Here is a 19,706-nt window from a genome sequence, read left to right as displayed (position 1 = left end):
GCCTATCTCACCTGGGACGTGCCGCTGTCTCCCGACATCCTGGCCGACGACATCGCCGGAGACCCGCGCCTGCTCAACGCCCTGCAGAACCCGCAGACGGACAGCTTCCTGCGCTTCGGCACGGGCTTCGCGGCGCTGTTTGCCGCCGCCGGCATTCTCGGTTCCCTGCGTTCGGCCGGCCGCTGGGCGCTGGCCGCCGCCGGCACCGCCACGCCGCTTGTCATCCTCGCCATCGCCTATCTGCGCACGGACATATTCGAGCTGGAAACGCTGTTCGGTTCCGTGGCGCTGGCCATGGCGGCGGGCTTCGCCGCGCTGACCGCTCTGCTGGAGACCCGGCTCGCCCAGGACGCGCGCCACCGCGACGCGGCCATCGCGGCCTACGCCATCGCCTCCATCGCGGCACTGGTCGGCGGCATGGCGATCCTGCTCGAGCACGGCTGGCTGGTCGTCGGCCTGGCGCTGCTCACCACGGCGATCGCCTGGGTGGAGACACGCAAGCCCCTGCCCGTGCTGCGCTGGCTGGCCGTCGCTGTCGCCGCCCTGTGCTGCGAGATGGTGCTGCGCGAGCCCAGCATCGCGGGCGATGCGCTCGGCACCACGCCGGTGTTCAACTGGCTGCTCTACGGCTACGGCGTGCCCGCGCTCGCCTTCGGGCTGACGGCCTGGCTGCTGGGCCACCGCGCCCGCGACCTGCCGCAGCAGATCTTTGAAGCGCTGACGATCGTCTTCACGCTGGCCACCATCGGCGTGCTGATCCACCACGCCATGAACGGCGGCGATTTTTACGCCGACGCGGACACACTGCGCGAGCAGAGCCTCTATACGCTGCTGGCGCTGGCCGGCGCGCTGGGGCTGCAGCACCTGCACGGCAAGACCGGCGGTGTGGTGATCGACGCCGCAGCGACGCTGCTCGGCGCGCTCGGCATGCTCGGCATCGCCGCCGTGCATCTGGTGCTGTTCAACCCGCTGTTCAGCGGCGAGCCGATCGGCTCGAACGCAATCTTCAACCTGCTGATCCCGGCCTATCTGCTGCCCGCGATCCTCTGCGGTGCGCTGGCGGCATTGTCACGCGGCAAGCGGCCCGCCTGGTACGTCAAGATCGCCGCGACGCTTGCCGTGGCGCTGGCCTTCGCCTGGATCAATCTCGAGGTGCGCGCGCTGTTCCACCGGCCGCGGCTCGATCTCGGCGACGTGCTGGATGCGGAGCTCTATGCCTATTCCGCCGTCTGGCTGATCCTCGGCATCGCCCTGCTGCTGGCGGGTTTCCGCACCGGATCGCGGCTGCTGCGCAATGCCTCCGCCGCTCTGGTGGCGCTGACCATCGTCAAGGTGTTCGTCATCGACATGGACGGCCTCACCGGCATCTGGCGCGCGCTCTCCTTCCTCGGCCTCGGCGTGGTGCTGATCGGCATCGGCGCGCTGTATCAGCGACTTTTGAAGGGCGCGGCGACGGCGGAGTGAAGGGGGCACCTGAAATGATTTGGAATGTAGATTCCGAGGGCGCTCAGTGTTTGCGCAACTGCTCAATCAAGGCCAGATTTTTCGCCAACTCTTCTTGCGCGACGGCCAGATAGTGCGACGCTCCGGAAGCGGCAAAAACCTCCACCGCGCCACGATGAGCTGCCACTGCATTTTCCACAAATGCGCGGTCTCCGCTGCGCTTGCCGAGTATCCTCAATACGATCCCGAGATTGGTTTGCGTCATCGCCCAGTCGATGGGCAAACGTGACAGGGCACGTTCCTCAAGGGCCATGCGATAGGCAGCCACGGCCTCCTCCAAGTGAACCAAACCACTTTCGCGTACGCCTAACTCTGTAAGAGCGCTGCCCAAATTGTCATGTGTCGATGCCCAGCGGAGAGGCGCAACCGAGCGAGTGAACTCCCCGAGAGCCCGACGATGAGCAGCAGCAGCCTGTTCCAATAAGGCTATTTCACCTGCTCGTGCTCCGAGACTCTTAAGAGCATTTCCGAGATTGTTCTGCGTCATCGCCCAGTCGAGCGGTACGCGCTCGCGAGTCAGCTCCCCAAGCGCCGCGCGGAAGGCTGCCACCGCCGCCTCAAGCGGCGCCGTCCCGCTCTCGCGGGCACCGATTGTCCGAAGCGCAGCGCCGAGATTGTTCTGCGTCATCGCCCAGTCGAGCGGTACGCGCTCGCGGGTCTGCTCCTCCAGCGCCGCGCGATAGGCCTCCACCGCCTCCTCCAGCCGCGCCGTCCCGCTCTCGCGTTCGCCAAGGCGCGTGAGCGCATTGCCGAGATTGCTCTGCGTCATCGACCAGGCCAAGGGCACACGCTCGCGAGTGCGCTCCGTGAGCGCAGAGCGATAGGCCGCAACCGCCTCTTCAAGCCGGACTGTTCCACTTTCTCGCGCGCCGAGAGTCTGAAGCACATTGCCAAGATTGTTCTGCGTCATTGCCCAGGCCAGTGGCACGCGCTCGCGGGTTTGCACCTTTAGCGCCAAGCGATAGGCCGCTACCGCCTCTTCAAGCCGCGCTGTCCCGCCCGCGCGTTCACCGAGAGTCTGAAGCGCGTTGCCAAGATTGTTCTGCGTCATCGCCCAGTCCAGCGGCACCCGCTCGCGGGATTGCTCCTTGAGTGCCAAGCGATAAGCCGCCACCGCCTCGTCCAGCCGCGCCGTGTCGCTCGCACGCTCACCAAGGCTTAAGAGCGAATTGCCGAGATTCATCTGTGTCATCGCCCAGTCCAGCGGCGCGCGGTCGCGAGTCCGCTCCTCAAGAGCCGCACGATAGGCTGCAACCGCCTCCTCCAGCCGCGCCGTCCCACTCTCGCGGTTGCCAAGCACGTGCAACGTGGTGCCGAGATCATTCAAGGCAATGCCCGTTTCTTGTGAACCGACCGCCAGGTCTTGTGAGCGCCGCGCCAGCTCGATCGCGACTTCCAGATCGAAATTCAGGCCCTTGTCACGGCCGCGAACTTTCCATTCGCTCCATTTGGCGCGCAGGGCCTGAAAACGATCGGCGGCCTTATGCTGCAAGCCGACCATGCGGACGATGCGGTTGGCAGCGGAGGCGGGGTCGCGGCGCAGGATGTCCTGGTTGAGGCCGGCCTGCAAAAGCTTCAACCCGCTCTGATCCGCCGCCTGCCGGCGTTCGGCCTCCTCGCGCTGCCACTGCGCGAAGGCCTCATCCGCCTCATGCGCCGCCGCGTCATAGTCGCCCGCATTGGATTTCTCCGCGATGCGGGCCAGAACTGTATCAACGAAATCGCCCGTGTTGCTCCCGCGCCGTCCTTCCGCCGCGACCTCGATGGCGATTTCGACCGCGCGCTCCAGCTCGGCCATGGCGGCGTCCGCGTCCGAAACGGCCGCATCGACGCGCCGCGCCAACTCGATAATCGCCTTGGGATCGATGCCCGCCTCTTCGGCGCGGGCCGTGTCGCCGCGTTGGGCGAGTTGTTCGAGCATGCGTCGCATGCCCTCGTTCTGCGCAATCACGCGCTCCAACATGCGCCCATGGTCGTCCTGCGTCTGCGCAATCGCATCTTGCCCATCACCTAGAGCCGCGATGTCTGCCTCCAGCTTTGCCAGTCCCAGCGCCGCACGCAATTCGCGAACGGTCTCGACTTCCGTGAGAAAACCGCTGTCGTTGCCGGTCCAGCGTTGGAAACAGAACAAGCCGCCGGTGACAAGAACGAGGGCCAATGCATAGAGCGCGCAGCGGCGGCACATGCCCGCCCAGGACTGGCGCACCACTCCGGCAGCAACGAGAAGCACGGCCAACGTAACCGCAAGGAGAGCGGCGTAGCCCGCGACGGGGCCAATGGCGGAAAAGAAGTCGCTGGCAAGACCAACCAAGGCGCTGGCCGTCCCGGCCCACGCGGCATGGCGCCTCCATTCGCGGCGGAGCTTTACGCGATCGAAAAAAGTGGATGAAGACGCGACCGCCGAACTCGAGGCGCCAGAAACTGACGAGTCTTTACCCGCCCTTTTGGCGGAGGCAACCGTTGCGCTTTTGCCGGTTTCTAGGGGGCCGCTGACGTTCATGGAAGGCCTCGCCGTTTCTCTAGCGGCACCTTAGCCCGGATCTCCCCTCGCGAAAACCGACAAGGAGACCGCTATGGCGAAGCGGCCCTCACCCCATGTCCACCACCAGCCGCCCCCGGATCTTGCCGTCGAGGATGGCGGAGGCGTTGTCGATGATGTCGTCGAAACCGATGTGGGTGGTCATCTCGGCGAGCTTGGCCATGTCGAGATCCGCAACCAGCCGGTCGTAGGCCTCAATGCGCCGCGGCTTGGGCGCCATGACGGAATCCACGCCCAGAAGCGACACGCCGCGCAGGATGAAGGGGGCGACGGAGGACGGCAGGTCCATGCCCTGCGCCAGCCCGCAGGCGGCCACCGCCCCGCCGTACTGCGTCTGCGCCAGAACGTTGGCGAGCGTGTGCGATCCCGCGACATCGATGCCGCCGGCCCAGCGCTCCTTGCCCATCGGCCGGCCGGGTTCGGACAGCTCCGCCCGGTCGATGATGTCCGAGGCGCCGAGATCCCTGAGATAGGCCTCTTCCGAGGCGCGGCCCGTGGAGGCGATGACGGTGTAGCCGAGTTTTGACAGCACCGCGATGGCGACCGAGCCGACACCGCCCGCAGCCCCCGTGACCACGACCGGACCCTTGTCCGGCGTCACGCCGGCGCGCTCCAGCGCCAGCACGCAGAGCATCGCCGTATAACCCGCCGTGCCGATGGCCATGGCCTCAGCCCCCGTCAGCCCCTTGGGCAGCGGGATCAGCCAGTCGCCGGAAAGCCGCGCCATGCCGGCATAGGCGCCCATGTGGGTCTCGCCGACGCCCCAGCCGTTGAGCAGCACCGCGTCGCCGGGTTTGAATTCGGCGCGGGTCGAGGCGGTGACCGTGCCGGCGAGATCGATGCCGGGGATCATCGGGAAGCGCCGCACCACGGGGCTCCTGCCCGTGACCGCCAGCCCGTCCTTGTAGTTCACCGTGGTGTGCCCGACCCGCACGGTGACGTCGCCGTCCATCAGATCGTCGAGCGTGATCTCGCGGACCGCCGCCGGGTTCTGCTTCTTCTCACCCTCGTCTTTGGTGATCCAGATGGCCTTGAAACGGTCCACGGCGGCGCCTCCCTTTTGATGCTGCGGCTTGTGATGCCTTGGGAGCATTTGTCGCAAAGGCGGCAAGCCGGGGCAAGGGCAGTCCCGGCCGATCGTCTACTCCGCCGGCATCAGGCGGGCGACGGGGCTGTCCTTGATCGGCAGGTGCACCACCGCGGCAAACGCCGCCAGCGCCACGCCGAGCCACCAGACCACGTCGTAGGATCCGGTGCGGTCGTAGAGAAGGCCGCCGAGCCAGACGCCGAGGAATGAGCCGATCTGGTGCGAGAAGAAGGCGAAGCCGAACAGGGTCGCCATGTAGCGCGGGCCGAACATCACCGCGATCAGGCCCGAGGTCGGCGGCACGGTCGACAGCCACAGGAAGCCGATGGTGGCGGAGAACGCCAGCACGGTGACCGGGGTGACCGGCAGCAGCACGAACAGCATGATGACCACGCCGCGCGCCGCATAAATCGCCGCCAGCATCAGCTGCTTGGGCAGCCGCCCGCCGAGCGCGCCGGAAACCAGCGAACCGACGATGTTGAACAGGCCGATCAGCGCGATGGCCCAGCCGCCCCAGCTCGGGTCGAGCCCCTTGTCGACGATGAAGGCCGGCAGGTGGACCGTGATGAAGGCGACGTGGAAGCCGCAGACGAAGAAGCCGGCGACCAGCAGCAGGTAGCTGCGGTAGCCGAAGGCCTCGGTGAGCGCCTCGACCATCGACTGGTCCTTCTCGCCCGGGCGCACGGCGTGCGGCGCGGGCTTGCCCTTCAGCGCCATGGCGAAGAGCGGCAGCACCAGCATGAGCCCGCCGAGCAGCACCAGCGCCTGCTGCCAGCCGTAGTTGGAGATCAGCGCCTGACCCAGCGGCGCGAACAGGAACTGGCCGAAGGAGCCGGCCGCGGTGCCGATGCCGAAGGCGATCGAGCGCTGCGCCGGCGTGACGATGCGGCCGAAGGCGGCCAGCACGATGGAGAAGGAACAGGCGGCCAGCGCGATGCCGATGCCGACGCCGGCGGAGAGATGCAGCCACAGCGGCGACGGCGCCCAGCTCATCGCGAACAGCGACAGCGCATAGAGCACACCGCCGCCGGCCAGCACGCGTCCGGTGCCGTAGCGGTCGGCGAGCGCGCCGGCGATCGGCTGGCCGATGCCCCACAGCAGGTTCTGGACCGCGATCGACAGGGCGAAGATCTCGCGCGTCCAGCCCTTGGCCTCGGTCATCGGCGCGAGAAACAGCCCCATCGCCGAGCGCGGGCCAAAGGAGATGGTGGCGATGACACAGCCGCAAAGGATGATGAACGGAACAGAGCGCCAGAAGGGCACCGCGGAACCTGTTTCAGCCTGAGGCGTTGAATCGGACACGGGGCGGATCTCCCTGAGGGGCTGTAGCGTTTGGAAGCTGAGGGGAATTCTATAAGCGCACCGAAGCATCACGAACAATGAATCTTCTTCACGCTATGCATCACAATCACTTATACATTCGCCCCGCCGGTCGCCTCGGCTGCCGGCGTTGCGGCAGCGGATCGCGCCACGCCCCGTCTGCGGCGGGACCGGATGCCGGCAAATAGATTTTTTAATTCCGCACTGGCAATCACGGCGCAAAACCCCTATAAAACTCCTTGTGAGCATAAGGGAACCACGCAGCCGGCACGACGCCGGTTATTCTAATACCCCTGTTATGCTCAAAATGAGCATATATCGGAAGGACGACAGTCATGGCGATGCTCAACGGACTGACCGAGACCCAGACGAGCCGCAAAACGGAGCGTACGTTCCCGCCCGTCGCGATGCCGTCGCTGGAATACACGCCGGAAGTCGCCGCCGAGACCGCTGACGTCTACGAGAAGGTCAAGCACATCATCCCGGCCATCGAGTGGCCCGCCTATGCGCCCTATATCTCGGCCATCAACAAGCTGAAGAAGGAGCGCAACGCGGTCATCCTCGCGCACAACTACATGACGCCGGAAATCTTCCACGGGGTCGCCGACATCATGGGCGACAGCCTGCAGCTTGCCAAGGAGGCGGCCAAGTCGGAAGCCGACGTCATCGTCCAGTGCGGCGTGCACTTCATGGCCGAGACCTCCAAGCTGCTCAACCCCGACAAGACCATCCTGATCCCGGACATGGACGCGGGCTGCTCGCTGGCGGAATCCATCACAGCGGAGGATGTGCGGGGCCTGCGGGCGAAATATCCCGGCGTGCCGATCGTCACCTATGTGAACACCTCGGCCGCGGTGAAGGCGGAGTGCGACATCTGCTGCACCTCGTCCAATGCGGTTGCCGTAGTGGAATCCATGGGCAGCGACCGGGTGCTGCTGATCCCCGACCAGTATCTGGCGAAGAACGTCGCCGCCCAGACGGACGTCGAGATTCTCACCTGGGCCGGCGCCTGCGAGGTGCATGAGCGCTTCACGGGCACGGAGATGCGCGAGTACCGCGAAAGCGATCCGGGCGTGAAGATCATCGCGCATCCCGAATGCCCGCCCGACGTGGTGGCCGAAGCCGATTTCACCGGCTCCACGGCCGGCATGATCGACTGGGTGAAGACCAATCTTCCCGAAAAGGTGCTGCTGGTCACGGAGTGCTCGATGGCCGACAACATCGCCTCGGAAACCCCGAGCGTGAACTACGTGCGTCCGTGCAACCTGTGCCCGCACATGAAGCGCATCACGCTGCCGAAGATCCTCGACAGCCTGATCCACATGCGCGATGCGGTGACCGTCGACCCGGCGATTGCGCAGAAGGCGCGCCGGTCGGTCGAACGCATGATCAATCTGCAGAGCTAGGCTTGATGCCGGCCTGACGCAAACACAGCCACGCCGCGCGGGTCGCCCGCGCGGCGGAGCCGCCCCCCGCAACCTCATCGAGGCAGCCCCATGACGGGTGATCTCTCTCCCTCGCGCCCCTCCAGCGGCGTCGACGACGTCGTGATCCTGGGTGGCGGGCTCGCGGGCCTGTTCTGCGCACTCAAGCTCAGCCCGCGCCCGGTGACCGTGCTGACCGCCGCCCCCATCGGCGAGGGCGCATCCTCGGCCTGGGCGCAGGGCGGCATTGCCGCGGCCATCTCCCAAGGCGACACCGCGGCGAAACACGCAGCCGACACGATCGCCGTGGGCGGCGGCATCGTCGACGAGAAGATCGCGCGGATGATGACCAGCGAGGCGCCCGCGCGCATCGAGGACCTGCTGTCCTACGGCGTGCCGTTCGACAAGGATCTTGAAGGCAAGCTGACGCTGGGCCGAGAGGCGGCGCATTCCGAACGGCGCATCGTGCGGGTGCGCGGCGACATGGCCGGACGCGCCATCATGGACGCGCTGATCGCCGCCGTGCGCGCGACACCGTCAATCCGCGTGCTGGAAGGCTTTTCCGGCGAGGCGCTGCTGCACGAGGGCAGCCACGTCACCGGCATCCTGGCGCGCAAGGCCGGCGACGGCGCGATCGCCTTTCCGGCCCGGGCCGTGGTGCTGGCCTCAGGCGGCATCGGCCATCTCTACGCGGTGACCACCAATCCCGGCGAGGCCAACGGCCAGGGGCTGGCTATGGCGGCGCGCGCGGGCGCCGTGATCGCCGACGCGGAATTCGTGCAGTTCCACCCCACCGCCATCGACATCGGCAAGGACCCCGCGCCGCTGGCCACCGAGGCGCTGCGCGGCGAAGGCTCGTGGCTTGTCAATCGCGCCGGCGAGCGCTTCATGATGAAGATCCATCCGCTCGCGGAACTGGCGCCGCGCGACATCGTCGCCCGCGCCATCCATCAGGAGGTGCTCAGCGGCCGCGGTGCCTTCCTCGACACGCGCCAGGCCATCGGCGCGTCGTTCGCGGACCGCTTCCCCACCGTCTACGCCACCTGCCGCGCGGCTGGGCTGGATCCGGCGCGCGATCTCATTCCCGTGTGCCCCGCCGAGCACTATCACATGGGCGGCGTGATGACCGACGCGCAGGGCCGCACCAGCCTCGACGGGCTGTGGGCGGCCGGCGAGGTCGCCTCCACCGGCGCGCATGGCGCCAACCGGCTGGCGTCGAACTCGCTGCTGGAGGCAGTCGTCTTCGCCGCCCGCATCGCCGAGGACATCCAGGGCCTGATGCCGACGCCGAAGACCGCCGCATGGGCGGCCTTGCCCGCGGCCGACGAGGCGGCGGCCCTGACGGAACCCGACGCCGCCGCCGTGGCGACGCTGCGCCGAACGCTTGCCGATCACGTGGGCGTCGTACGCAACGAGGACGATCTTCTGGCGGCGCTGGCGACGCTCGAGGGGCTGGGCGCAGCCAACCGGCACCCGGGCCTCGCCAACATGATCGCCGCCGCCAAGATCATCACCTCGGCCGCGCTGCGCCGCAAGGAGAGCCGAGGCGCGCACATGCGCTCCGACTACCCGGACGAAGACCCTGCCCGCGCGCGGCGCAGCTTCATGACCCTGAGCGAGGCGGAAGCCGACGCCCGCGCCGCCGCTGAAACGCTTTGCGCCAACAGGACACCCGCCTGATGAACCGACGCATCCCCGATCTGGCCCGCCTCGTGGTCGACGACGCCGTGAAAGCCGCGCTGCTGGAGGACTGGGGGCGCGCGGGTGACATCACCACCCAGGCGACCATTCCCGCCGACGCGCGCGCCTCCGCCGTCATCGCCGCGCGCAAGCCGGGCCGCCTGGCAGGCCTCGATTTCGTGGAAAGCGCCTGCCGGCTCACCGATCCGGCCATTCGCGTCGAGCGGCTTGCCAACGACGGCGATCCGCTTGCGCCGGGCACGCTGGTCGCCCGGCTCACCGGCCCCGCGCGCGCCATCCTGTCGGCGGAACGCGTCGGGCTGAACTATCTGGGCCACCTGTCGGGCATCGCCACGGCCACCGCGTTGTTCGCCGAGCGCATCGCCCACACCAGGGCGCGCATCGTGTGCACCCGCAAGACAACGCCGGGCCTGCGGGCTTTTGAAAAATACGCCGTGCGTTGCGGCGGCGGCGCCAACCACCGCTTCGGCCTCGATGACGCGGTGCTGATCAAGGACAATCACATCGCGGTCGCCGGCGGCGTCACCGAAGCGATCGAAGCGGCCAAGGCATTTGCCGGACATCTTGTGAAGATCGAGGTGGAGGTCGATACGCTGGAGCAGTTGCGCGAGGCGATGGACGCGGGCCCCGACGTGGTGCTGCTCGACAACATGGGACCGGAATCCCTGCGCACCGCGGTGGACATCGTCGCGGGCCGGGCGCTGACCGAAGCATCCGGCGGCGTCACTCTGGACACCGTTCAGGCGATCGCCGAAGCGGGCGTGGATCTGGTCTCCTCGGGCTGGATCACCCATTCCGCCCCGACGCTGGATCTCGGGCTCGATATCGAGATCGGCTGAGCGGTTCCCCGATACCGCTCAGGCCACGACCGCCTGTCCATCAAGGCCGCAGACCCGGTTGCGGCCCGTGTTCTTGGCGAGATACAGAGCCTTGTCCGCCTCACGCAACAGCGCGTCGAGCATTTCCTCGCGGTCATCCGCCCCATGCACGCCGGCGCTGACGGTGCAGCTGATGGTGGCGTTTTCCCAGTCGACGCTTTCCCCCTCGAAGCGGGTGCGGATGCGCTCGGCCACACGCAGCGCATCCTCGCTCCGGCTGCCGGGCAACACCACGGCAAATTCCTCGCCGCCGATGCGCGCCGCGACGTCGCTTGCGCGCAGCACCTGCTGGCAGATCGCGGTGAAGCGGCGCAGCACCTCGTCGCCCAGCGCGTGCCCGTGCAGATCGTTGATCGCCTTGAAGTGATCAAGATCGAAAACGATCACCGCCGTGCTGCGCGGCGACCGGGCCCGGCCGTAGAGTTCATCGAGCGCCCGGCGATTCAGCAGACCCGTCAGAGCGTCCGTGCGCGACTCGATGCGGTGATCGCGCGCCAGCCGCTCCTGGTTGATCGCCAATGACAGGGCGCCGATGCCGGTCACCGCGAAGATGCAGATGATCGCGTTCAGCACCTCGGCCCAGTTTTCCGGCGCGCCCTGCAAATGCAAGGGCGTCTCGATGGCGATCATTACCGCGCAGGACACAAACGACGCGGCGGTGACCAGATACAGGCCGATGAGCCAGGAAAGCGAGGAGAGCTTCTCGCCCCGCGCCAGCCAGTACTGATGGGCCGAAGCCGCCAAGAACGCCGCGGTCGAGAGATTGGCGAGGATGTACATCACGCCATCCAGATCGAGGAAATAGAGCGTGACGTCCACCGCCGAGAGCGCGCTGCCCATCATCAACATTGCCCGCAACGGCAGCGCGCCGCTCCGGAACAGACACGCCGCGCCCCAGCAAATCACCATGCCGACGGCCAGAAGGACACAGGGAATAACGTTGGGAATACTGGTTTCGTCCGCGGCGTATGCGCCGTAGCCCACGATCGCGCCGACAAACACAAATGTCGACATCGCCCAGACCAGCAGGAATCCATCCCGCCGGTTGGCCAGCCACGACACCGCCAAGGTGAGGCTCATCGCGCCGCAGCCGACCGCGAGGGCCAACAGAAGGGAGCTGTATTCCAGCATCGGGCCTGCCAATTGTGACGAGAGGGGAATGCCCTATCACACGGCGTCGCAAAGGCGAAGACACTACGTCGCAGCGAGATGACCAAATTGTTAGCACGCACGACGGCCGCATACGGCTGACAGCCGCACACCAATTCGGGCCGCGCCCCCGCAAAGGCGCCAACGCGTGGAATCATTGTGAAAATTCGCCGAAAACGCCATGTTTCAGCGCAAATTCCGCATCCCGCGCCGGCTTCTGGCGTTCATTCGCAGTATTCGGCCTCTTTTGCGCGCGGCGCTCTCGGCGGCGCGGTCAATTGTCGCAGGGTCACCGTGAAGACCGGCCGCGATGTGACACGTGTTCGGCTTTCGCGGTTCGGCCGAATCAGCTCCAGCCGCCGCCATATGTCTTGTAGAACACATGGGTGCCGACCTTGCTCAGCTTTTCCATCGTGCGGGCCCAGCGCGGCTTCACGTAGGTGGCGTGATAGTGGGTCGAGGCGCCGATGCGCTTCATCCAGCGCTTGCCGGCGACGATCTCGCGCGCCAGCTTCTGCGCCAGCTCCCAGGATTCCTTGACCGAGGTGCGGTCGCGGATGCGGTCGCAGGCGAAGGAGAATTGACAGGCGTTGCGCTTGTGGCGGTTCTGGTAGACGACCTTGCAGATGGTGTCGGGATAGGCGGGGTTCTTCACCCGGTTGATCACCACTTGGCCGACGGCGACCTGCCCGTCGACGGATTCGCCCCGCGCCTCGAAATAGATCGCCTCGGCGAGGCAGCGCTGCTCGCTGGCTTTCAGCGCGCTGACCGGCAGAGGATTGGTAACCCACCAATGGGGATTTTCGCGGTCAACGGCCTGCTGCTCGGGCGTCGGACCCGGCGGCACGCCGAACAGGGCGGCAAACGGCAGCGCGGTGTCAGCCACCGCGTTCGGCGCGTAGGCGGAGACCAGCGAGAAGCCGGCGGCCGCGGCGCTGCGCGCCATCATCATCTTGTCCAAATCGAGAGGCTTGCCGGTCGCCTTGCCCTCGGCGTTATACGCCATGGCCGTGCCATCGGTGGCGCCGGTATAGGGCTGCGGCTGCACGAAGGCGACGCGCGGCAGATCGCGGCCCAGTTCAGGACCGATCAGGCTGGCCATCGCATACAATGACCCGGCGGACATCTCGACCATCTGGCGGTCGGGCGCCATGGATACGAGCCGGTTGCTCTTGGCGGCACGGTTGACACGCACCTCATCGGGCATGACGACGGCGGTCTTGCCGATCACCTTGGCATCGAGACCACGCACGATCGTGTCGCGGGCTCCTGGCTCGAGACTGGCGACCTTGAACGCGGCGGCGCCGCTTGCGCCACCCTGCCTGAATGTCATGGTCTGCGCATGAGCGGATCCGGTTCCCGCGTCCTCGATGGAGCGCATCCATCGCGCGCTCGGGTCCTGCCCGTCCTCGACCAGACTCATCACATCCTGATAGGCCACGCGGTCGGGAAACCCGAAATATAACGAGATCGCTACAAGACTTGTCTTCAACGCCACGCGTGGTGCGCGGCGAAGACGCCAGGATCCATGGCCGGACATAGCCATCTACTCCACTACTGAACCTATTCGGCAAGCGCCGATACGCGGTGCCGCTGGAATGCCGTCCCCCAACGCGCATCCCGATTAAGCCGCCTTAACCTTGAAAGAGCGTTAATCGCGCGCAGAAAGGCGGAATTCGGACAGCCGGCCGGCCCGTAGGGTCCAATCACGGTAAAAATGCGCCTGTGGAAAACATGTGGATAGCTGCGCAAAGAGTCGGAAAATCAGGGCTCTGCGCGCCGGCCGCGTAAATACAAATCGATGTAAAAGAGGCAAAAAACCCGTCCGAAACGTGTTTTTCGCCCTCTTTTTCAGAAACCGGCGAAAAGTGCCGTTACTGGATCTTCGAGAAATCCGCGACTGTGCGTGTCGCCTCGCGGATTTCATTGAGAAGCTTCAGGCGGTTTTCACGCACCAGGGCGTCCTCGGCATTGACGAGAATGTCGTCGAAGAAGCGATCCACGGGCCCGCGCAGGCGCGCCAGCGCCGTCATCGCGGCCCCGAAATCCTCCGCCGCCACCGCATCGCGGGCGTCGGCGCGGGCGCTCTCGATGGCGGCGGCCAGGTCGATTTCCGCCTGTTCCGTCAGGTGATCAGCGTGCGGCCGGCCGTCATAGGCGCGTCCATCCTTCTTTTCCTCGATGCGCAGGATGTTGACCGCGCGCTTGTAGCCCGCGAGCAGCGAGGCGCCGTCCTCGGTCTCGAGGAATTTTCCCAGCGCCTCGACGCGGCGGGCGACCATCAAGAGATCGTCCTGGCCGGGAAGCGCGAAGATCGCGTCGACCAGATCGTGCCGCGCGCCCTCGTCGCGCAGCTGACCCTTCAGCCGATCGGCGAAGAATGAGAGAAGATCGTCGGCTTCCGCGAAGCCGGAACGCGCCTTGCCCGCGAGATCGTGCAGCGGCAGCCGCAACCCGTTCACCAGAATGATCCGGATGACGCCGAGCGCGGCGCGGCGCAGCGCGTAAGGATCCTTGGAGCCGGTGGGTTTCTCATTGATCGCCCAGAAGCCTGTCAAAAGATCAAGCTTGTCGGCGAGCGCCACAGCAATGGCCACCGGATCGGTCGGCACGTCGTCGGACGGGCCCTGCGGCTTGTAGTGCATCTCGATGGCGTTGGCGACCGACGCGTCCTCGCCCTGAAGGGCTGCGTAGGTGCGGCCCATCAGCCCCTGCACTTCCGGGAACTCGAAGACCATGTGGGAAACCAGATCGGCCTTGGCGAGCCGGGCGGCGCGCTTGGCCATGGCCGCATCCGCGCCGACCAGCGGCGCGATCGCCGCCGACAGCGCCTCGAGCCGCGCAACGCGCTCGGCCTGGGTGCCGAGTTTTTCGTGAAACACGATGCTGTCCAGCTTCGGCAGATTGTCCTCGAGCTTCGTCTTCAGGTCCGTGTCCCAGAAGAATTTCGCATCCGACAGCCGCGCGCGGATCACCTTCTCGTTGCCGGAGATGATCTCCTTGCCGCCGTCCGACGCCTCCAGGTTGGCGATCAGCACGAAGCGGTTGGCAAGGCGCCCGCTCTTCGGGTCGCGCATCACGAAGCATTTCTGGTTGGCGCGGATGGTCGCCCGGATGACCTCGTCCGGCACGGCGAGAAAGCTCTCATCGAAGGACCCCACGAGCACCACCGGCCATTCGACCAGCCCCGCGACCTCTTCCAGAAGGCCCTCGTCCTCGACCAGTTCCAGCCCCAGCGCCAGCGCGTGATCGCGCGCGTCATGGAGGATAATGTCCTTGCGGCGATCGGCGTCGAGCACGACCTTCGCCTTCTCAAGGCTGGCGGCATAATCGGCGAAGCGCCGCACGGTGATCGCGCCGGGCGCCATGAAGCGGTGGCCGCGGGTGGTGTTGCCCGACGCGACGCCCTCGATCGCCACGTCGATGACCTCCGGCTCCTCGGTTTCCGGACCGAAGGTGCACAGCACCGAATGCAGCGGCCGCACCCAGCGCAGCGCGCCTGAATCGCGCGATGCCTCGCCCCAGCGCATCGCCTTGGGCCAGGGGAATTTCCTCACCGCATCGGCGACGATCTCGGCGATCACGCCCGTCGCCTCGCGGCCCGGCTTGTTGATCACGGCGACGTAGAAATCGCCCTTCTTGGGATCGCTGGAAATCGTCGCCTGATCGATGGAGGCAAGCCCCGCGCCGCGCAGGAATCCCTCAAGCGCCTTTTCCGGCGCGCCGACGCGCGGCCCCTTGCGCTCGTCCTTCGTGTCGGGCGAGCGGGCCGGGACGCCGGCGACCTGCAGCGCCAGACGGCGCGGCGTGGCGAAGGCCTTGGCGCCCTCGTAGACGAGGCCCGCCTCCACCAGAGCGTCGGTGACAAGCTTCTTCAGATCCTCGCCGGCACGGCGTTGCATGCGCGCGGGGATTTCCTCGCAAAACAGTTCGAGGAGAAGATCGGGCATCGGTCACTCGCTTTCGAGGGCTGGACATTCGAAGACTTCGCGTCTGTCGGTTAGCAAGTCCAACGGCAATTGTCACGCCCAATGCACACGCCGTCGCATCGCCCGGCCGAGCGGCCGCCTACCAGCCGCCGCCGCCACCGCCACCGCCGCCGCCGCCGGAACTGCCGCCACCGCTGGAGAAGCCGGAGCTGGAGGATTTCGGGGTCGGCAGGGACGAGGTGAAGGACCGGGACATGTCATGCACCGTGTCGGTCATGGTGCGCCCGAAGGTGGACGGCTCGAAACTGCGGCCGTGATACCAGACCGGCGCATAGGCGACCGCGCCCGCGGCCGAGGCCGCCGCGAGCCAGGACGCGAACGCCTCCGACCAGGGCTTCTCCGCCTTGAGCGCCACCGCGTAAGGCAGCAGGGTCTCGAACCGGCTCGGCGACATGGCGGGCGCGCCGGCCATGTTCATGCGATCGGTTTCCGCCACCGACAGATAGAGCTTCAGTCCCTCGATCTGGTCCATGAGGCCGCGTCCCACCTTCGTGGGCGCGCTGAGCAGCACGAAGAACAGCGCATCAAGCGCCACCAGCATCACAATCGTGAAGGAAAGCACCAGATTGATCTCGAGCTCGGCAAGAAGATCCACCATCGAGAGGGCGAATCCGCTGGCGAACACGACGCCAAACATGAACGCCAGGACGACCTGGACGACGCCCATCGGGCCGCGGGCGCGCGACCGGATATTGAGGATCTTGTAGGCGAGAAACGACATGATTCCAACGAGGACGAAGACGGGGAAGATGAAGACGATGTCGTCTTCGGCGAAATCCCCCGCGACCAGCAGCACAATGAGAGCGACGATGCTGAGCGCGATCCCGCCCAGGGCGTGACGGGTGTTGCTGCGGAAGAACTTGTTGCGGTTCTCGGTCGTGATCGCGTCGCGGAAGGCCGAGCCGAGCGCGCTGACCGATGTGCCGTTGGCCTTGCTCAGCGTCAGCGGTTCCCCGCCCAGGTGCTCCATGATCGTCTGCTCGCCCTTGGGCAGCCCGGTGAGCGGACCCGCTTGAGCCACGGGCGTCAGCGTCAGATCGCCGTCGAGATCCTCGAGCACCAGGTGGCCCTTGACCGCCAGATCGATGCAGGCGGCCGACAGCGCCTCCCAGCCGCCGCCGGACAGTCCCTTGAAGTGGATGTAGTTGGCGAGCGCCGGCGAGACGCCGTCAGGCGCCGAGAACAGCGGAATGATCGTGCCCTTCTCGGGATCGCGCCCGACGCGGCGCCATGCCCGCAGGTAATAGGCCGCGACGACCAGGATGGCCGCCAGCGCCTTGATCGCGTTGCCGTTGTCGAGCCAGAAGGCTTCCGACTGAGCGGCGCTCTCGTCGAACACGCCCTTGGGCACGGCGACGACGATCGTCAGCCCTTCGGAGCGCCCCAGCGGGCGGGTGGTGGCGAAGGCGATGCTGCGGCCGCCGGATTCCTCGCGCGCCTCCCAGTCGGTTCCCCGCGCGCCGAAAGCTCCCGTATAGGCGGTCCATCGGGTCGCCCGCGCGCCCTCGGGAAGGGTGACGAGGGCCGAGGCCCGGTCGATGGCGAAATCCCACTCGTTGCCGGTGACGTTCCAGTAGATCTCGTCGTGGTCGTCGAAGAAGCGGATCTGGCGGGTGGTGTCGTAGGTGAGCGTGTAGGTGTAGGTGCCGCGAGCGAGAAAGACGTCCGCGTCGCCGATGTAGATGCGCACGCCGCTGCCGCCGTAGTTGGTCGTATACGGCTCGGCTTCGCCGTCGCGCTCGACGCTGACGATCTCGAAGCCGACCTTGTGGCGCTTGCCGTCGTCGCCGGTCGCATACAGCGGAAAGTCGCGGTAGATGCCGCGCTTGATCTTGTTGCCTTCGGCGGTGACCTCGATGACCTCGGTGACGCGCAAGGTGCCTGAGGCATGCGCCTCGATGGTGCTGTCGTAGGAAAGAATGCGCTCCTCGGCATGCGCCGGGACCGCGAGAAGCACGAAGGCCGCCAGCGCGGCAAGGGTCCGGATGATCACGGCGCTATCCCCCGAAGCCGACCTTGGGGACGGCGCGTTCGGTCGCATCCTCGATCTCGAAATACTCGGCCTGTTCAAAGCCGAACTGGTTCGCCACCAGATTCGAGGGAAAGGATTCCACCATCACGTTGAGATCGCGCGCCGCACCATTGTAGTAGCGCCGCGACATCTGCAACTCGTGCTCGACCTTCTCCAGCGCCTGCTGCAGCTCGAGGAAATTCTGGCTCGCCTTGAGATCGGGATAGTTTTCCGAGACCGCCAGGAGCCGGCCCAGCGCCTGCCCCAGCATGCCCTCGGCCTGGGCGCGGGCCGCCACGTCGCCCTCGGGCACGGAACCGACGCGCGCGCGCATCTCGGTCACCGCCGTCAGCGTGTCACGCTCATGCGTCATGTAGCCCTTCACCGCCTCCACCAGATTGGGGATCAGGTCGAAACGCCGCTTGAGCTGCACGTCGATGCCGCTCCAGCCCTCGCGCATCATCTGGCGGGTCTTCACCAGCCGGTTGTAGAGCGAGATGACATAGAGGCCGGCAAGAACGACGGCGGCCAGAACAATCCAGGTGGTCATAGGCAAGGGCTCCCGCATGCCATCGAACAATATGGCGCGACGCTAGCGGGAGGTGCGGGAAATGTCACGCGGCACGAAGGGCAAACCGCGTTTTCAGCGCGTCGCCTCCGCGCCGCCGCCAACCGTCTGCAAATACGCCGCGCCGCAGGCTTTCGACAGTTCGCGCACGCGCAGGATATAGGACTGGCGCTCGGTGACCGAGATCACGCCGCGCGCGTCCAGCAGGTTGAACACGTGGGATGCCTTGATGCACTGGTCGTAGGCCGGCAGCACCAGCTTGTGGATGCCGTCGCCGGCCTCTTCCATGGCGCTCGCGCCGAACTCGAGCAGGCGCTTGCACTCTTCCTCGGCGTCGCGGAAATGCTGAAACAGCATGTCGGTGTTGGCGTACTCGAAGTTGTGCCGCGAGTATTCCTGCTCGGCCTGCAAAAACACATCGCCATAGGTGACCCTGGCGTCGCCCTCCAGCCCGTTGTAGTTGAGATCATAGACGTTATCGACGCCCTGCACGTACATGGCCAGGCGCTCGAGCCCGTAGGTCAGCTCACCCGCCACCGGCGAACACTCGAAGCCCGCGACCTGCTGGAAATAGGTGAACTGCGAGACCTCCATGCCGTCGCACCAGCATTCCCAGCCCAGGCCCCAGGCGCCCAGTGTCGGGCTTTCCCAGTCGTCCTCGACAAAGCGGATATCGTGCAGGTTGGCGTCGATGCCGATGGCCTTGAGGCTGGCGAGATAGAGATCCTGCAGCTCGGGCGGCGACGGCTTCAGGATCGCCTGGAACTGGTAGTAGTGCTGCAGCCGGTTGGGGTTCTCGCCGTAGCGGCCGTCGGTGGGGCGGCGCGAGGGCTGCACATAGGCCGCCTTCCAGGGTTTTGGGCCGAGCGCGCGCAGCGTGGTGGCGGGATGGAACGTGCCCGCGCCGACTTCCATGTCATAGGGCTGCAGGATCACGCAGCCCTGATCCGCCCAGAACCGCTGCAGGGTCAGGATAAGCCCCTGAAACGAGCGCTCGGGACGAAGGTGGGCGGGCTCATTCGCCAAACGGTCGGGCGCCATGGAAATCAGGTCCTTCGGGGCAGTCGCGCACTGCGCGTTGATTGTCCGGGATGCGGGCGCGCGGACCCTATCGGCGGGGCCGGGTGCGGTCAAGATCGGCGAGGGGTTCAGAGAGGGCGATGGGAAAAGGACAAAGGCCGCCGCTGCCGTCCATCCTTCGAGACAGCGCGTCGCGCTTCCTCAGGATGGCGTCGAATGAGTGGCCGGTTTTCCATATCTCTCAACACGACAACTTCATCCTGAGGAGCCTGCCCGGCAGACGTCTCGAAGGATGGGTACAGGCATGGGACATCAGCCGCGCGGTTCGTCGTCGCCCGCGCCGGGCTTGTACTTGCCGGTCACCGGATCGCGCTGGAGATCCACCCCGCTCCGCGCCTTCTCGCGCGCGGCCTTGGACAGCTTGCGCGCCACGCGGTCGCTTTCCCGGTTGTAGAGCTTGAGCGCCAGGTAGAACGCACCGAGAATCGCCGCCAGAACGGCCAGTTTTCCAATCACG

General features: G+C 66.4%; 14 protein-coding genes. 4 read left to right on the top strand and 10 right to left on the bottom strand.

Annotated features, from left to right (window positions below):
• The first annotated feature begins 18 nt into the window (after positions 1–18).
• Positions 19–1,464, top strand: coding sequence for a DUF2339 domain-containing protein (locus D1F64_RS05165; RefSeq protein WP_162901305.1), 1,446 nt, complete (start codon positions 19–21; stop codon positions 1,462–1,464).
• A 43-nt stretch (positions 1,465–1,507) separates the two neighbouring features.
• Here D1F64_RS05165 and D1F64_RS05160 read toward each other — a convergent pair whose 3' ends face one another.
• From D1F64_RS05160 to D1F64_RS05150, 3 genes are all read right to left on the bottom strand, one after another.
• Positions 1,508–4,003, bottom strand: a complete 2,496-nt coding sequence (locus D1F64_RS05160; protein WP_248304627.1) for a tetratricopeptide repeat protein — start codon at positions 4,001–4,003, stop codon at positions 1,508–1,510.
• 88 nt (positions 4,004–4,091) lie between these two features.
• Positions 4,092–5,135, bottom strand: a complete 1,044-nt coding sequence (locus D1F64_RS05155; protein WP_117411548.1) for an MDR family oxidoreductase — start codon at positions 5,133–5,135, stop codon at positions 4,092–4,094.
• A gap of 48 nt (positions 5,136–5,183) precedes the next feature.
• Entirely contained in the window at positions 5,184–6,431 is a 1,248-nt protein-coding gene (locus tag D1F64_RS05150) for an MFS transporter (RefSeq protein ID WP_117411547.1), read from the bottom strand.
• Positions 6,432–6,784: 353 nt separating this feature from the next.
• Between D1F64_RS05150 and nadA the strand changes: the two genes are divergently transcribed.
• From nadA to nadC, 3 genes are all read left to right on the top strand, one after another.
• Positions 6,785–7,855, top strand: coding sequence for a quinolinate synthase NadA (gene nadA, locus D1F64_RS05145; RefSeq protein ID WP_117411546.1), 1,071 nt, complete (start codon positions 6,785–6,787; stop codon positions 7,853–7,855).
• 90 nt (positions 7,856–7,945) lie between these two features.
• Positions 7,946–9,553, top strand: a complete 1,608-nt coding sequence (locus tag D1F64_RS05140) for an L-aspartate oxidase (protein WP_117411545.1) — start codon at positions 7,946–7,948, stop codon at positions 9,551–9,553.
• A complete protein-coding gene (nadC, locus tag D1F64_RS05135; RefSeq protein ID WP_117411544.1) occupies positions 9,553–10,413 on the top strand; it encodes a carboxylating nicotinate-nucleotide diphosphorylase in 861 nt (286 codons plus the stop codon). Before D1F64_RS05140 ends, nadC begins: the two co-directional genes overlap by 1 nt.
• A gap of 18 nt (positions 10,414–10,431) precedes the next feature.
• Here the strand turns inward: nadC and D1F64_RS05130 are convergent, their stop codons facing one another.
• The 7 genes from D1F64_RS05130 to D1F64_RS05095 form a co-directional block, all read right to left on the bottom strand.
• Complete coding sequence (locus D1F64_RS05130; RefSeq protein WP_117411543.1) at positions 10,432–11,583, bottom strand: GGDEF domain-containing protein; 1,152 nt, start codon at positions 11,581–11,583, stop codon at positions 10,432–10,434.
• A gap of 364 nt (positions 11,584–11,947) precedes the next feature.
• Positions 11,948–13,099 carry a cell wall hydrolase gene (locus D1F64_RS05125; RefSeq protein WP_205470663.1) on the bottom strand — a complete coding sequence of 384 codons (1,152 nt, stop codon included), beginning with the start codon at positions 13,097–13,099 and terminating at the stop codon, positions 11,948–11,950.
• Between the two features lie 376 nt (positions 13,100–13,475).
• Complete coding sequence (glyS, locus tag D1F64_RS05120) at positions 13,476–15,551, bottom strand: glycine--tRNA ligase subunit beta (RefSeq protein WP_117411541.1); 2,076 nt, start codon at positions 15,549–15,551, stop codon at positions 13,476–13,478.
• 118 nt (positions 15,552–15,669) lie between these two features.
• A complete protein-coding gene (locus D1F64_RS05115) occupies positions 15,670–17,580 on the bottom strand; it encodes a DUF2207 domain-containing protein (RefSeq protein ID WP_162901728.1) in 1,911 nt (636 codons plus the stop codon).
• 7 nt (positions 17,581–17,587) lie between these two features.
• Positions 17,588–18,151, bottom strand: a complete 564-nt coding sequence (locus tag D1F64_RS05110) for a LemA family protein (protein WP_117411539.1) — start codon at positions 18,149–18,151, stop codon at positions 17,588–17,590.
• 93 nt (positions 18,152–18,244) lie between these two features.
• The gene (locus tag D1F64_RS05105) at positions 18,245–19,210 is read right to left on the bottom strand and encodes a glycine--tRNA ligase subunit alpha (RefSeq protein WP_117411538.1); all 966 of its coding nucleotides are present in this window, start codon (positions 19,208–19,210) and stop codon (positions 18,245–18,247) included.
• Between the two features lie 291 nt (positions 19,211–19,501).
• Positions 19,502–19,705 (bottom strand): hypothetical protein, encoded by a 204-nt coding sequence (locus D1F64_RS05095; protein ID WP_117411536.1) that lies wholly within the window; start codon positions 19,703–19,705, stop codon positions 19,502–19,504.
• Position 19,706: the final 1 nt, after the last annotated feature.

Source organism: Breoghania sp. L-A4, assembly GCF_003432385.1.
Taxonomy (GTDB): domain Bacteria; phylum Pseudomonadota; class Alphaproteobacteria; order Rhizobiales; family Stappiaceae; genus Breoghania.
Note: the sequence above shows the minus strand (reverse complement) of the source record. Positions and strands in the feature narration are given on the sequence as shown.